Source organism: Hyphomonas sp., assembly GCF_013823385.1.
Lineage (GTDB): Bacteria > Pseudomonadota > Alphaproteobacteria > Caulobacterales > Hyphomonadaceae > Hyphomonas.
The window spans coordinates 1-11704 of record NZ_PNMA01000053.1; the positions used below are offsets into that span (position 1 = coordinate 1).

Here is an 11704-nt window from a genome sequence, read left to right on the forward strand (position 1 = left end):
ATCATGAATAGCTTGGGTCCGATTCTGGCGCGGGCTGTCTTCGGACCGCCCCGCTACTTCCCGCGTAGAGATGGGCAGGAGACTATCGTTGACTTCAGCTGGGTCGCCGAGGGCATGATCGTTGCCCATGTCGGAACCATGCATTCATTGGAACGTGTGCTTCAAGGATTTGATGGCCTGGAGCCCAAGCCTGCTGGCACTGATGGTTGATTGAGGTTCGCAGTCGGCCCATGGACCGCGAATACGCCGCAACAGCAAATGCCGTCTCGAACTCTGTTTGTTCTTGCTTAGCGTTGTCTGGCGTACCATCCACGCTATGCCCTCCTTCTGTCTTGCGCTGGCGCAGCGTGACGGTCTTCCGGCATGGACCAGCGACCAGAGCTGGAAGGCGGTAGCCGATGCCGCCAAAACCAAGGTCGTCGCTATTCGATGATGCTCAGCAGGCAAGGGAAGGGCGGTCGTCGGCCGATCCGAACTTTGGGCGATCCTCTGGGACTTGCGCCCCTATAAACCTGCCTGGCAGATTCGACGCATATCTCGCCGAAACGCGACATTCAGGAAACGACCCCTAATCGGCCCACGCCCCGTCGGCGCTGGTTGGTTGGAAAGGTGTGTTCAACGAAGAATGCGTGCAGCTTCGTATTCATCCGGCGTTGCCGCCCTCCGTATCGCAATGCTTTCCTCGCTCCAGTCGATGAGCCCCATCCGCCTGAACTCCTCCAGCCACCCGCTCATTGGCCATTCACTCCACTTGCGACGGAAACGCTGCGCGTTCCGAACGATGTCGGTCAGATGCTGCACCGGTGGGTCGAAGGTCTCGTGATGCTGGTGACATGCAATGGCCCCGCCAAGGAACAGCAAAGGGAGACCTGCCGCCTTGGCAGCGAATCCGAAGTCGGTATCCTCCGCCCCGTAACCTTCAAAAGCTTCGTCAAATCCGCCAAGACGAAAGAAGGTGGCACGTCGTATAGCGAAAGCCAGTGACCAGAAAAGGCCGGGATTGTCGACGACTTCGATCCCCTGTTCCGGGAACGGACGCACCGGATGCGGACGCCCTTTGTCGAGCAGGCGTTCCTCGCTCCAGGCTCCTGAAGCATCGCCTGGACCGAGATAGCGAACCTCCGCACAGACCAGACCATCCTGCGCTTCTACAGCCTGATCGAGCAGGCCCAAGCACTCCCGCATGGGAATGCAGTCGACGTCGAGGAAGACGAGCCGCTCGCTTCTGGCGCATCGCGCTGCCATGTTGCGAGCTTTCGCCAGCGGCAACCCTTCGCACACAAGCCGCTGTGTCCTGACCAGCGGATCGTGATCGAGGTCGATCGGTTCATCGCTCATGTCGATGATCACGATCTCGTCAGGCTTTCGGGCGCTGCGACGCACGCCCTCGATGAGGTTCTCAAGATGCGCAGTTCGGTTGCGGACGATCGTCAGGACCGAGAAACTCATGTTCGCTCCCACAGATCAAGCCGATACTGCTGATGGCGTTCAGCCAGTCGCGAAGCGAATAGCTCGTGGGTGGCGTGCTCGAGCGTGCCAAGCGCCTCGTCGGCGGTGGCGGGGTAATCCGTGTCGCCGGTGTAATGCACCAGCAGGACGCGCGCGCCTTCCTCCATGTGCTCGCACAGCCACCGGCCCGCCGCCATGAGATCGGCACGTTCCCAATAATATGCGACCTCGGAAAGAACGCACAGGTCGAACCGACCATCCGGGGACTGGCGAGGAAAGGCCATCTGCGCGAACATCAGACCCGGTTGCGGCCCGAGTGCCAGACGGGCGCGTTTCAGCGCGATGGCGCTGATGTCGATTGCCAGCAGTCGGTCGCACAGCGGCAGCAATTTCTGCGTCAGGACACCCTGCGCGCAGCCGACTTCCAGGCCGGCAGCATAACGACAATCGTTAATCGCGGCGATGCTTCGCTCAAATTTTGCACGCTCATAGTTGCTCGAGGCCAGTTCCCAAGGATCATCGTCGCGCGCGAAAATGCCCTCGAAGTAGTCTTGACCGAGGCTTGAGGTCCTTCTCATCGTGGCCATCCTACCGCTGTCAGCATGTCAGTGCAGCGCATGACGCGCATCGGAGCGGGCAGGCGAAAGCCTGCTCCCATGCGCCCGGTCAGCTGGCTGCGATGCGCGGCCAAGGCGCTGCGCCGAAGCCCTAAGGGCATGGGCTCGGAGCGAACCCGACAGCCTTCGCAGATCCTGCCGTGCCAGACGCTATAGGTGAAAAGTTGCACTGCGCTTCGCGCCGCACCGCAGGCAGCGCGAGCGAGTTCGAAGGCGGCCACGTGATCGCAATGCTCATCGCCGGGGTCGGACACGGCAAGCCCCGAGACCTGTCGCGCACGGATCATCGCTGCCAGCCTGAGGGCGCTTCGATGGAACGCGATGCTGTTCGAGGCATGGGGATGACCGTCATGCCAGCCCATCCAATCAGGGCGAATGCGCTGTCCGCTGAGGCGGCGCAGCGCCAGCGATGCTTCGCGCCGCCTGACGGATCGCAGTCTTGCAGTGCCTTCGGGATGCGAGCCCCCTCCATCGGTCAGATAAACCAGACCCGCCAGCTGTCCCGCCTCAGCAGCATGGTGAAGCAGCGCGCCTGCGCCTAGTGTTTCATCGTCGGGATGCGGCGCAAGGATCAGCCAGCGGGCGAACCGCCAAGGGGTGCGGTTGATCGGCATCGGCTTCATCGCGGACCTTCTTTGTGGCCGTAGACACGCCGCAGTATTTCCTTGGCTGCCTCGTCGCGCGCATGATCGGGGCCGGCTTGCCTCAGATATAGCGAAAGGTCGCGTGCGATCTTGTCTGCCCGCTCTCCCTCGAACGCACTGCGTGTTCCGAGGATGCGCGCCGCCGTTTCGATGGCGAACAACCCTGCATCCTCGACAACACCGCGACCGATCCGCGCCGCGAGTATCGCTTCGGACGCTTCTCCTGCGGCCTGGCGGGCGGCTTCCTCCACCCAAAACCGGGCGGTCCGCGCGGCCACATGCGCGCGGGAAAGGCGCTGGCGCAGCAAGGCATCTGCCCGTGCGGCCTGCTGCATGTTCCGGGCGGTCTCTTCCACCAACGCTTCTATCCCGCCTAGCTGGACGGCGCAGAAACGCCAGGCACCCGCCGTGAAGCGCGGGTCGCGATCGTAATCTCCGGGCTGACCGAGCATCGCCTCCTGATCGATCGGCAAGCCGGACAGATCGTAGGTCCCGCTGACGCTCGCGCGCATTCCGCGCACGCGCCAGGCAGAATTGTCGGTGCGGGCAGGGTCGTTTGCAGGAACGACCACAAGCTGCCGATCGCCCGCCTCCGGCCTCGCTGTCACGATTGCATGGTCGAGTCCCCCGGCGCCGCTCGCGAAGTGCTTCGCCCCTTCAAGGCGTATCGACGGCGTACCGGTCAGGCGCACGCCGGGGGCCGGTTCGCTGGCCCAGACGCCGAACCAGGCACCGCGGTCCAGACGGGAGCGCAGCCAGCCAAGCTGCTTGGGGCCAGCATACCAGCCAAACAGCAGCAGAGCGTTCACATGACCTTCGAACAGCCGCCCCACGCTGAGATCGCCGCGGCCCACCTCGGCGAGAGCCGTCAGCATGGCGCGATAGCGATCGCTTTCGGATGCGAATGCCTCGCCGCCTGCCTGGGGGGGTGCAAAACGGCGGTGCAGCCCGGACTGGACCAGCAGCGCCAGGCTATCACGCGGGAAGAGCGATACCGCGTCGTAGCGCTCTCCGAGCAGCGCGAGTTTCTCCGGCAGGTTCGCAATGTCGGAATCGCGCGAGCGGAAAGGATGCACGATCATGCTGCCTGCTCCGCAGACGCAGGCCGTGTGTCGATCAGGTGTGCGAGAAATTGCGCAGCCCTATCGGCACCATCGTTTGTGCGCAGCACAGCCGGGCGGCGATGCGGCTGCTGCACCGCTGCGTCGATCAGGATCCGCCAGTTCTGCGCGTCCGGCCATATTGCCGGGACGATTGCGGCATCGAGTTGTGCAAGCCTTGCAGCCTTGGAGGCTTGCTCGTCGAACGCACGGACTTCAGGGAAGCAGATGAAGGGGCGGTCGTAAGCCAGAATGGCGCTGACCAGCCCGTCGCCGGCCGCACCGATCACGATACCTGCAGCGGCAATGGCGCGCTCGGCATCCTCGATCCATCCCGAAAAGACGATGTTGCCGGGCATGGCCGAAGGGGGACGCACCGGACCGATGACGCGCCATCGCCGGTCGGGCACAGCGGCAGCGGCTTTTGCCCAGCGGGTCCCGTCGGCCATCTCGCCCCCCAGCCCAGCAACGACCAACACGGTGTCCGGCTCGACCTCCTGGACCGGAGCAGGTCGAACGATGTTACCGGCATAGAAGGTCTTGTCCCGGATCCAGTCGGGCGTCGCAGGATCATCGAGGGTCTCTGCGAAAGGCGCGATGAGAGCGGCAGCGGCTGCGAAGGCATCGCAATGGGGCCGGTCGCCGCGGCGTCCGCTAAGGCGCATATAAACGATCGGGACTGAAGCGAGCCGGGCGAGCATCGCCACTTCGACCGAGACGTCGACAACCATGAGGTCGGGATGAGCATCGGCAACCCAGGAGCTGATGGCGGCGACCCGGCGACGCACACCGGCGTGATCGAGCGGCGCGTAATGCAAAGCTGGCGGGGTGTCGGTCCTGTCGGCTCCATCGAACGCGCCGTCTCCCAGCCTGTCGTCGGGAAGATCGAGGAGCGGCACGTCCAGGTCGCTTTCTGCAAGGCCTGTGCCGATGAGCGTCGCCTTGCCTTCGAAGGCCGCCGCTATCGCGCCCGCGCGCTGGCGATGGCCAGCTCCCTGATGATGGACGTAATAGCCGATATGCCGCGTCACTGCAGCAGGCCTTCGGGAAGAGGCATTTCGCTTGGCATGGGCGGCAGGGCGGCTTCGGCTCGCGCCAGCAAGTCCGGTCCGAGCACAGGCCTCAGGCTTCGGCGCCACAGCGCCCGGCCATGCCAGCGCCAATAAGCGGGAACTTGCGGCCGCGCCGATCCCGCGCCTGCCGCCAACCAGCGCCTCATGTCTGTCGCCATTCCATCCTCTGCGCGGCCGATGGGCCTGGCAGACGTCCGGGTCCACACATCGATGGGATGAACAAGCTCGCCTCCAGCGGCGATCGCGGCGATCACGAGTGCACGGTCCTCGCCCGTCCTCATGATCGGAACGCCGCCGGCGGCACGATACAGGCCGACGCTCAAGGCGAGGCTTGCGCCTGTATGGTCGCCGTGGCGCGGCGGCGGATCCCAAGGTATGGGATCGACAGCATCTTCGAGCTCGCGGACCTTGGCCCAATAGGCATCGAACCCTTTTCGCATCACGAAGAGCTCAGGCCACTTGTCTTTCTCGCGGCTGTCGAGTTCGATTTTTCCGCCGATGATGCGCTGCTTACCAGCCTGCGCTGCGGCGTCAGCATGAGCGAGGTTCGCAGCGAGCCAGCCCGCAGGGGGGCGACAATCGGCGTCCGTGCTGATGAGGAGGCCGCTGTCGTTTCCCAACCATTCAGCGCCAAGGTCCATGGCCGCCCGGCGCGCAGAGCCGACATGGGCAAGTTCGGGCGAAAAGGTCCTAATTGCGGTTCTGACTTCGAGCCGACCTCCTGCAGAGCGCGCCGCATGACATGCTACAGTCGCGCTCGCATCATTGCTGTTGTTGATGCACAGCGCCACCTTGATCGGACCTGGTGCCTCCTGAGCAGCAAGCGCTTCGAGCAGCACCGGAAGCCTGCGCGCTTCGTTACGTGCGGGAACGCAGATCACTGCAGCGCGGATCATGCGCTCAGGGCCACAGCGGCGGCGTCGGCATTCCGGGGGTGGTTGAGCACAAGCGTGCGATAGAGCCGCTCATAAGCATCCACCATCATCCGGGCATCGCAATAGGCTTCGGCCCGTCGGCGGCAATTACTGCGGTCGTGCGAAAGCGCAACGCCGATGGCCCGCACGAGGTCTTCAACACTGTCGGGCTCGGCCAGAGCGCCGCAATTCTCGTCGAGGATGGCCGAAACACCGCCCCGCCTGAACGCAGCGACCGGCGTTCCGCAGGCCAAGGCTTCCGCGACAACCAGACCATAGGGTTCTTCCCAGCACGGCGTGCAAAGGGCCGCGCGCGCACCGCCGATCAGGCGCGAAAGCTCTCGATGCGCCAAGTGTCCAAGGTAGTGGACATCGCCATGGAGGCGCGGCGCGATCTCCGTCGTGAAATATTGTTGGTCCGAACAGGGGCCTGCGATCCTGAGCGGCATTCCTGCGGCACGCGCTGCATCGATAGCGAGATGCAACCCTTTCTCGGGCACGATCCTGCCATACCACACGAGATAGGAATCGTCTGCGGACGACTGCCGGAAAGGGAAGAGGTCGAGAGCGATGCCGTTCGGGATGACGCCGTCCACAGGCGCAATGTCCGCCCAGAGGTCTGCCGTCGCCTGCGACACGGCAACGAGGTGGCTTGCGTTCTGTCCCAGGCGCACCCCGCTCTCCAGCCAGCAGAACGGGGGAGTGTGCAAGGTCGTAAGGGTCGGCATCGGCAAGGTCGCTGCCATCGTCAGAGGCAGGTAATGAAGCGAATTGTTATGGATGATGTCGAAGTCGCGGCCGCGCAGATCGGTCATCAACCGCAGATAGGCGTGATGTTCGCGGAAGAAGGCGACATCGCCAGCTTCGGCAATGCCGGTTTCCAGGAGCGATGTCTCCTCGCAGATCGCCTCGACGCCCAAGGCAGGGTCAGATGCCAGTGAAGCGAATAGCGTGACAGCTTGCCCTCGGGCACGAAGCGATTTGGCGAGAAGATGAGTGTGCATTTCGAGCCCCCCTGCGAAGGGCTCGGCGATGGCGTATTTCAGGTGTGCAATGATCTTCAACTTAAAGCCTTTGCACAGATAGGATTGGTGTGACGATACGGCTCGGCACCGCCGTGTCGCTAACCTTCTTTGTAGTTGCGGGTGAGGAAGCATTGGGGTGGGGATCGGGAAGGCCCGATCAAGGCCTCACCAGGTGAAGTGCGGGGGCAGGAAATGGCTGTCCTCACGTGGCACCATGCTGCGACCGGTTGCTATTTCGGATAAAAACCACGAAACCCGCGCTGCGGGGACCTGCATGATTTTGTGTCCTCATGAAGACGACGAAGGCGGGGGACCAGGGAGCATGGCGACCGATTGGCCAAATTCGGGACCACCCATGGGCGATCTGCCGCAAAGCGAAGCGGCCCTGTTCGATCCGCTCGGCCTCCTCGCCGCTATTGCTACGCCCGTCGCCATCCACGAGGGTCCGGAACATCGCCTCGCGTTTGCAAACGATGCCTATCGCACCGTCTTCGGTAATCGAATGCTTCTAGAGCTGACCGTTAATGGACGGATTGCCGGTTTGGCAGGAGCGCATCCCGTCGAGGCCTACGACAGCGTTTACGCGACCGGACTTGAAGAAACGACGGCGCCATTTGCGCTCGCCCTGCCATCCCGTGACGATCAGCTTTCGCAGCGCTGGTTTCGCCAGACGCTGAAGCCATGGTTGGGACGTGATCGTGAAGTGCGCGGGCTGATCGCCACCACCTTCGATATCACCGAGGAGGTGCGGGCGCGTGAAGAGGCGGAGCGCCGAAAGGCTGATCTCGCGTTCGCGCTGGATATTGGCCAGGGCGTCGGCACATGGGATTGGGACGTTCGCGCAGATCGCCTGACGGTCAACGAGCGCTTCGCACAGCTTTACGCCGTGCCTGCGGCCGAGCGCGACGGGCAGCCGCTTGCCCGTTTTGTTGTAGCGATCGTGCCGGAAGACCGAGAGCGGGTCGAGCAGGCGATCGCCGCTGCAATAGCAGGCGGAAGCGACTACCGGCAGGACTACCGCGTTCGCAATGCGGATGGCGCGGTCCGCTGGGTGACGGCGCGCGACCGCTGCTTTCTCGACGAGCAGGGCAGGCCCTTACGCTTCCCCGGCGTCGTGACCGACAACACCGAAGAGATCGAGGAACGCCAGCGGCTCGAGCGAGCTCATGCCCTGCTCGTCTCCTTCCTCGACAACTCTGCAAGCTATGTCTTCGCCAAGGATCTCGAAGGGCGATATATTCTTGCCAACCGCTTCTACCTCGAGGCGTTCGGCGAGACCGAAGCCAGCCTCTATGGCCGCACCGATCGCGATCGGTTCGGTGAGGACGAACCCTACAGCGCGAATGATCGGCGCGTAGCCGAAACCGGAGAGCCTATCGAGTTCGAGGAGAGTGCGACCGGCGCCGATGGCGAGGTCATCCACGCCATTTCCGTCAAGTTTCCGCTGCGCGACAGCAGCGGTAAAATGTTCGGCACGGGTTCGATTTCGACCGACATCACGGCACGCAGGCGGGCAGAGACGAGGCTTGCGCAAAGCGAGGAGCGCCTCGCCCGGGCGATGGCTGCCGGTAACGTGGGCACTTTTGAATACTACCCGGAAGAAGACCGTTTCCTGTTCGATCCCAGCACTGCCAAGCTGTTCGGCGCAGGACGCGGCCCTATCGCGCTGGCAGCCATATCGGCTCTCGTGCATCACGAGGACAGCATGGCATGGCAGAAAGCAGTCGAGGAAGCTCGCGATGCGAAGGACGGGCATTTCCGCCTCGAGTTCAGGATAGAACACCCCTCCGACCACCGGTTGCGCTGGATTGCGGCCTCTGGAAAGCTTGAACGGAAGGCCGATGGAGAGACAGTCCTCACCGGGGCGGTGCGGGACATCACGCGGCGCAAGCGGGACGAAGAGCAGCTGGTCTTTCTCAACCGCGAGCTCAACCACCGGGTCAAGAACCTCTTCGCGGTGATCCGCGGCATGATCCGCATGGAAGCGCGCCGCGAGCCGGCAGCTGAAGCCTTTGCACAGCGCGCTGTCAGCCGCATTGACGCACTTGCTGCCGCGCACAAGATCAGCCTCGGCGCGGACGCGAACAGCTCCGTCAATATCGAGCAGATGCTCGATGCCATCCTTCGCCCGTTCATCAATGGCGAGCCGCACAAGGTTCAGTTGAACGGAGACCCCATCGCACTACCGCAGCGGATGATCACACCGTTCACGCTCACGATCTATGAGCTCGCGACCAATGCCTTCAAGCACGGCAGTCTTGCTGAGGCGAACGGCAGGGTGGAGATCGCATGGCATGCATACCAAGGCCGCTCTGGATCGGAACAGCGAACGGTGGAAATCGTCTGGCGCGAGGTTTGCGAGAAGCGGGTTGTTCCCCCAGAAGATGGGCCTACCGGCGGCTTCGGCACGCAGCTCATCGAGGCGTCCATCGCGCAGCTGAGCGGCGAGTGCCGAAGGGAATGGAGCGAACACGGGCTCGTGTTGACAATGATCCTGCCACTGGAGATGGAGGCGTGATGATGGCCGGTCCCATCTACGCAATCGGTTCCGCCTCTCGTCCACCGACTGGCTTCTCTTCCTGCACGTCGCCTGGCCCGATCGGGACGGACGTTCCGCTCGATGCCGTCACCATCCTCCTCGTCGAGGTTGAGGCGCTACCGGCCCTCGACCTGCAGGCGACACTCGAGGAAGCGGGCGCGACCGTCATCGGACCGATCGCGTCGCTGGCGAAGGCGATCAAGGCCGCACGCGAGGCGCACTACGATGCGGCGATTCTCGACATCGACCTTCAGGGGCAAAGCGTGCTGCCTGCTGCCGCCATCATCGCCGGACGCGGTATCCCGTTCCTGTTCCACACCGCCTATGGCGAGGACCTGGCAGGCGCAGGCGAATTCGCCGAGGTTCCTCTATGTTCGAAGCCGACCGATCCCGACGAACTGGTCAGGATCCTGCACGGCCTCCTTAGCAAGAGCCGCGGAAACTAGATACGGCGTCGCTTTATGCACCGTGCGCCGCCTCGGCTGCGGGAACGTGCGCCTGAACCAAGGTTGCTTGATCATTGGCTCGACAAGGGCGCGCTGGACTGGATCACTTCTGCAAGTGCATCTGAAGCACCTGCGCGGTTTTCTGGAAGCCGCGCTCGGTAATGACGACGCGTTCGCCTTGACCTGGCCCTCCCGCAATGCGTTTGAGCAGCCGCATCTCTTCCAGTGCCGCGACCCAGCGGATGCCGGTGGTCGGCGCGCAACTGAGCGCATGGCAGAGCCGCTCGACAGAAACAGGCGTCCCGCGCACCCGCGCCTGGAAGAGTTCGAGCATGATGTCGCAGGCGGGGCTTACGGCGAACCCCTGAAAGTCGAATATCTCGTCGATCCTGCGGCGGGTGTCCGACAGCGTTGCTGCGAGCGCGCCGAGCAGTTCGACGCTGACAGCGCCTCCGGCAATGTCATCGCCGATCGCCCGCATTTCCATGGCGAGCACCTCCATGCGATCGGCAAGGTTCTCGCTCGCGGACTGATGGAAAACCGTTGCTGCCTTCTCGTCGTTCGGGGGAAACTGCTTAGCCACGAATTCGATCTCCGTATCCGTCCAACTTTGTAGTATGCCTGTGCGCGCTATACTTGAGCCTGAGCCGGGTGCTTTTGCAATTGATAATGGCGAGGGCTGAGGCGGCATCCTCAAGTGGGTCGATCGACCACGAGAGGAGCGCACCTTTTTTTGGTGGTAAGGCATCGATCGGCATGTGTTGCAAGTGAGGACATCGACCAGATGCTGACTGGCGCGGCGATACAAGAAACGTAAAGGGCGCGTTAGTTGAATAAGTCGATTCTTCATTAACCAACCTACGCCTTTAGCAGAAATGGGTTCCCCGTATGGACAGTGCCCACAATCATCACCCTGATTCCGGCCTCGGCAAGCTCATTGCCCTCGTCGACGAAGCGCTCACGCTGTCCGATGAGCTTGGCTTGCTCTATGTCGGGATCGATCTCAGCAATGCCGCCGCCAAGCTCGAAGCGATGCGATCGGCAGAGCCGGACGCGATGAGCCCCGCCTGAGGCGCGGCGCTGCATGACCATCGTTCGTAATCTTCAGCCCCGACGCTTGGTCGTTCTGCCCCGCTTCGGCAGTATTCAGACTGCGTGCCATTGCGGTTAGTCGAGCGAGGGAGGGGCGCATGCATGAGTTGTTCGTCAGCCGTCTGCGCGCTCTGGCGGTTGCCGGGAGCGAGGCACCGCAGCTGTGTGCCGATGTCCTCAGCAGAACCGAGCGCCTGTTGTCTCAGGAGGTCATTTGCCGCGGCGACAGTCCGGTCACCGGCTATCCGGTGATCCTCTCGGGCTGGGCGGCGCGTTGCCAGTTTCTGCCTGGCGGAGCGCGGCAGATCGTCGGCCTGATGTTGCCGGGCGATCTTGCCTTTCTCGTATCCATCCGGTGAAGGCCGCGGCGTGATCCCGACCGGATCGTAGGCCGGGTTTATGCGGCGAGCGCTGCAGCGCGCGGTCCCCAGTTCCAAGGCAGGAGCTCGTCGAGCCTGGTGGCGGGATGATCGGCGATGCGTGTGAGGACATCGGCAAGCCATGCCTGCGGATCGACGTCGTTGAGCTTGGCGGTCTGGATCAGCGTGTAGATGACGGCAGCACGCTGACCGCCGCGATCTGATCCGCAAAACAGCCACGCCTTGCGGCCCAGCGGGATGCAGCGCAGCGCGCGCTCGGCGGCGTTGTTGGTGAGGCAGATGCGGCCATCGTCGAGGAAGCGCGTGAACGCGGCCCAGCGCTTGAGCATGTAGAAGCAGGCCTTGGTGAGATCATGGCCGCGCGAGAGCTTGGCGACCTGCTCGGTGAGCCAGGTGTGGAGCTCGGCCATGAGCGGCGCGCTGAG

The 11704-nt window shown here is 63.3% G+C and carries 14 protein-coding genes and 1 pseudogene; 6 read left to right on the forward strand and 9 right to left on the reverse strand.

The window, feature by feature from the left end; genetic code table 11:
* Together C0456_RS18535 and C0456_RS20975 are read left to right on the forward strand one after the other, a co-directional pair.
* A partial coding sequence (locus C0456_RS18535; RefSeq protein ID WP_291055396.1) for a hypothetical protein occupies positions 1-210 on the forward strand: 210 nt, incomplete at its 5' end.
* A 115-nt stretch (positions 211-325) separates the two neighbouring features.
* Positions 326-433: pseudogene (locus tag C0456_RS20975) on the forward strand (VapC toxin family PIN domain ribonuclease); the annotation flags it as partial.
* A gap of 182 nt (positions 434-615) precedes the next feature.
* Here the strand turns inward: C0456_RS20975 and C0456_RS18540 are convergent.
* Genes C0456_RS18540 through C0456_RS18570 form a run of 7 tightly spaced genes read right to left on the reverse strand, consistent with a single transcriptional unit; the run spans position 616 to position 6861 of the window.
* Positions 616-1449 (reverse strand): glycosyltransferase, encoded by an 834-nt coding sequence (locus C0456_RS18540; protein ID WP_291055400.1) that lies wholly within the window; start codon positions 1447-1449, stop codon positions 616-618.
* Positions 1446-2036 carry an SAM-dependent methyltransferase gene (locus tag C0456_RS18545; RefSeq protein WP_291055403.1) on the reverse strand — a complete coding sequence of 197 codons (591 nt, stop codon included), beginning with the start codon at positions 2034-2036 and terminating at the stop codon, positions 1446-1448. Before C0456_RS18545 ends, C0456_RS18540 begins: the two co-directional genes overlap by 4 nt.
* Positions 2024-2689, reverse strand: a complete 666-nt coding sequence (locus C0456_RS18550) for a PIG-L family deacetylase (protein WP_291055406.1) — start codon at positions 2687-2689, stop codon at positions 2024-2026. The genes C0456_RS18545 and C0456_RS18550 overlap by 13 nt, the downstream gene beginning before the upstream one ends.
* Complete coding sequence (locus C0456_RS18555; protein ID WP_291055409.1) at positions 2686-3792, reverse strand: hypothetical protein; 1107 nt, start codon at positions 3790-3792, stop codon at positions 2686-2688. The genes C0456_RS18550 and C0456_RS18555 overlap by 4 nt, the downstream gene beginning before the upstream one ends.
* Positions 3789-4841, reverse strand: coding sequence for a hypothetical protein (locus tag C0456_RS18560; RefSeq protein WP_291055412.1), 1053 nt, complete (start codon positions 4839-4841; stop codon positions 3789-3791). The genes C0456_RS18555 and C0456_RS18560 overlap by 4 nt, the downstream gene beginning before the upstream one ends.
* Positions 4838-5779 (reverse strand): hypothetical protein, encoded by a 942-nt coding sequence (locus tag C0456_RS18565; RefSeq protein WP_291055415.1) that lies wholly within the window; start codon positions 5777-5779, stop codon positions 4838-4840. The genes C0456_RS18560 and C0456_RS18565 overlap by 4 nt, the downstream gene beginning before the upstream one ends.
* Positions 5776-6861, reverse strand: coding sequence for a glycosyltransferase family 4 protein (locus tag C0456_RS18570; RefSeq protein WP_291055418.1), 1086 nt, complete (start codon positions 6859-6861; stop codon positions 5776-5778). The genes C0456_RS18565 and C0456_RS18570 overlap by 4 nt, the downstream gene beginning before the upstream one ends.
* A 316-nt stretch (positions 6862-7177) precedes the next feature.
* Between C0456_RS18570 and C0456_RS18575 the strand changes: the two genes are divergently transcribed.
* Together C0456_RS18575 and C0456_RS18580 are read left to right on the forward strand one after the other, a co-directional pair.
* A complete protein-coding gene (locus C0456_RS18575; protein ID WP_291055421.1) occupies positions 7178-9340 on the forward strand; it encodes a PAS domain-containing protein in 2163 nt (720 codons plus the stop codon).
* A gap of 2 nt (positions 9341-9342) precedes the next feature.
* A complete protein-coding gene (locus tag C0456_RS18580) occupies positions 9343-9807 on the forward strand; it encodes a hypothetical protein (protein WP_291055424.1) in 465 nt (154 codons plus the stop codon).
* A 103-nt stretch (positions 9808-9910) separates the two neighbouring features.
* Here C0456_RS18580 and C0456_RS18585 read toward each other — a convergent pair whose 3' ends face one another.
* Complete coding sequence (locus C0456_RS18585) at positions 9911-10390, reverse strand: hypothetical protein (protein ID WP_291055429.1); 480 nt, start codon at positions 10388-10390, stop codon at positions 9911-9913.
* Positions 10391-10695: 305 nt separating this feature from the next.
* Between C0456_RS18585 and C0456_RS18590 the strand changes: the two genes are divergently transcribed.
* Together C0456_RS18590 and C0456_RS18595 are read left to right on the forward strand one after the other, a co-directional pair.
* Entirely contained in the window at positions 10696-10878 is a 183-nt protein-coding gene (locus tag C0456_RS18590; protein WP_291055432.1) for a hypothetical protein, read from the forward strand.
* A 119-nt stretch (positions 10879-10997) separates the two neighbouring features.
* Positions 10998-11258 (forward strand): hypothetical protein, encoded by a 261-nt coding sequence (locus tag C0456_RS18595; protein ID WP_291055434.1) that lies wholly within the window; start codon positions 10998-11000, stop codon positions 11256-11258.
* Between the two features lie 38 nt (positions 11259-11296).
* Here C0456_RS18595 and C0456_RS18600 read toward each other — a convergent pair.
* Positions 11297-11704 (reverse strand): transposase (locus C0456_RS18600; protein WP_291055437.1); only part of this gene is annotated, 408 nt, incomplete at its 5' end.

Excerpts from the sequence above, each read along its gene's own strand:
- C0456_RS18540 (WP_291055400.1), bottom strand. The coding sequence starts at position 1,449 with ATGAGTTTCTCGGTCCTGACGATCGTCCGCAACCGAACTGCGCATCTT.
- C0456_RS18545 (WP_291055403.1), bottom strand. The coding sequence starts at position 2,036 with ATGGCCACGATGAGAAGGACCTCAAGCCTCGGTCAAGACTACTTCGAG.
- C0456_RS18550 (WP_291055406.1), bottom strand. The coding sequence starts at position 2,689 with ATGAAGCCGATGCCGATCAACCGCACCCCTTGGCGGTTCGCCCGCTGG.
- C0456_RS18555 (WP_291055409.1), bottom strand. The coding sequence starts at position 3,792 with ATGATCGTGCATCCTTTCCGCTCGCGCGATTCCGACATTGCGAACCTG.
- C0456_RS18565 (WP_291055415.1), bottom strand. The coding sequence starts at position 5,779 with ATGATCCGCGCTGCAGTGATCTGCGTTCCCGCACGTAACGAAGCGCGC.
- C0456_RS18575 (WP_291055421.1), top strand. The coding sequence starts at position 7,178 with ATGGGCGATCTGCCGCAAAGCGAAGCGGCCCTGTTCGATCCGCTCGGC.
- C0456_RS18580 (WP_291055424.1), top strand. The coding sequence starts at position 9,343 with ATGGCCGGTCCCATCTACGCAATCGGTTCCGCCTCTCGTCCACCGACT.
- C0456_RS18590 (WP_291055432.1), top strand. The coding sequence starts at position 10,696 with ATGGACAGTGCCCACAATCATCACCCTGATTCCGGCCTCGGCAAGCTC.
- C0456_RS18595 (WP_291055434.1), top strand. The coding sequence starts at position 10,998 with ATGCATGAGTTGTTCGTCAGCCGTCTGCGCGCTCTGGCGGTTGCCGGG.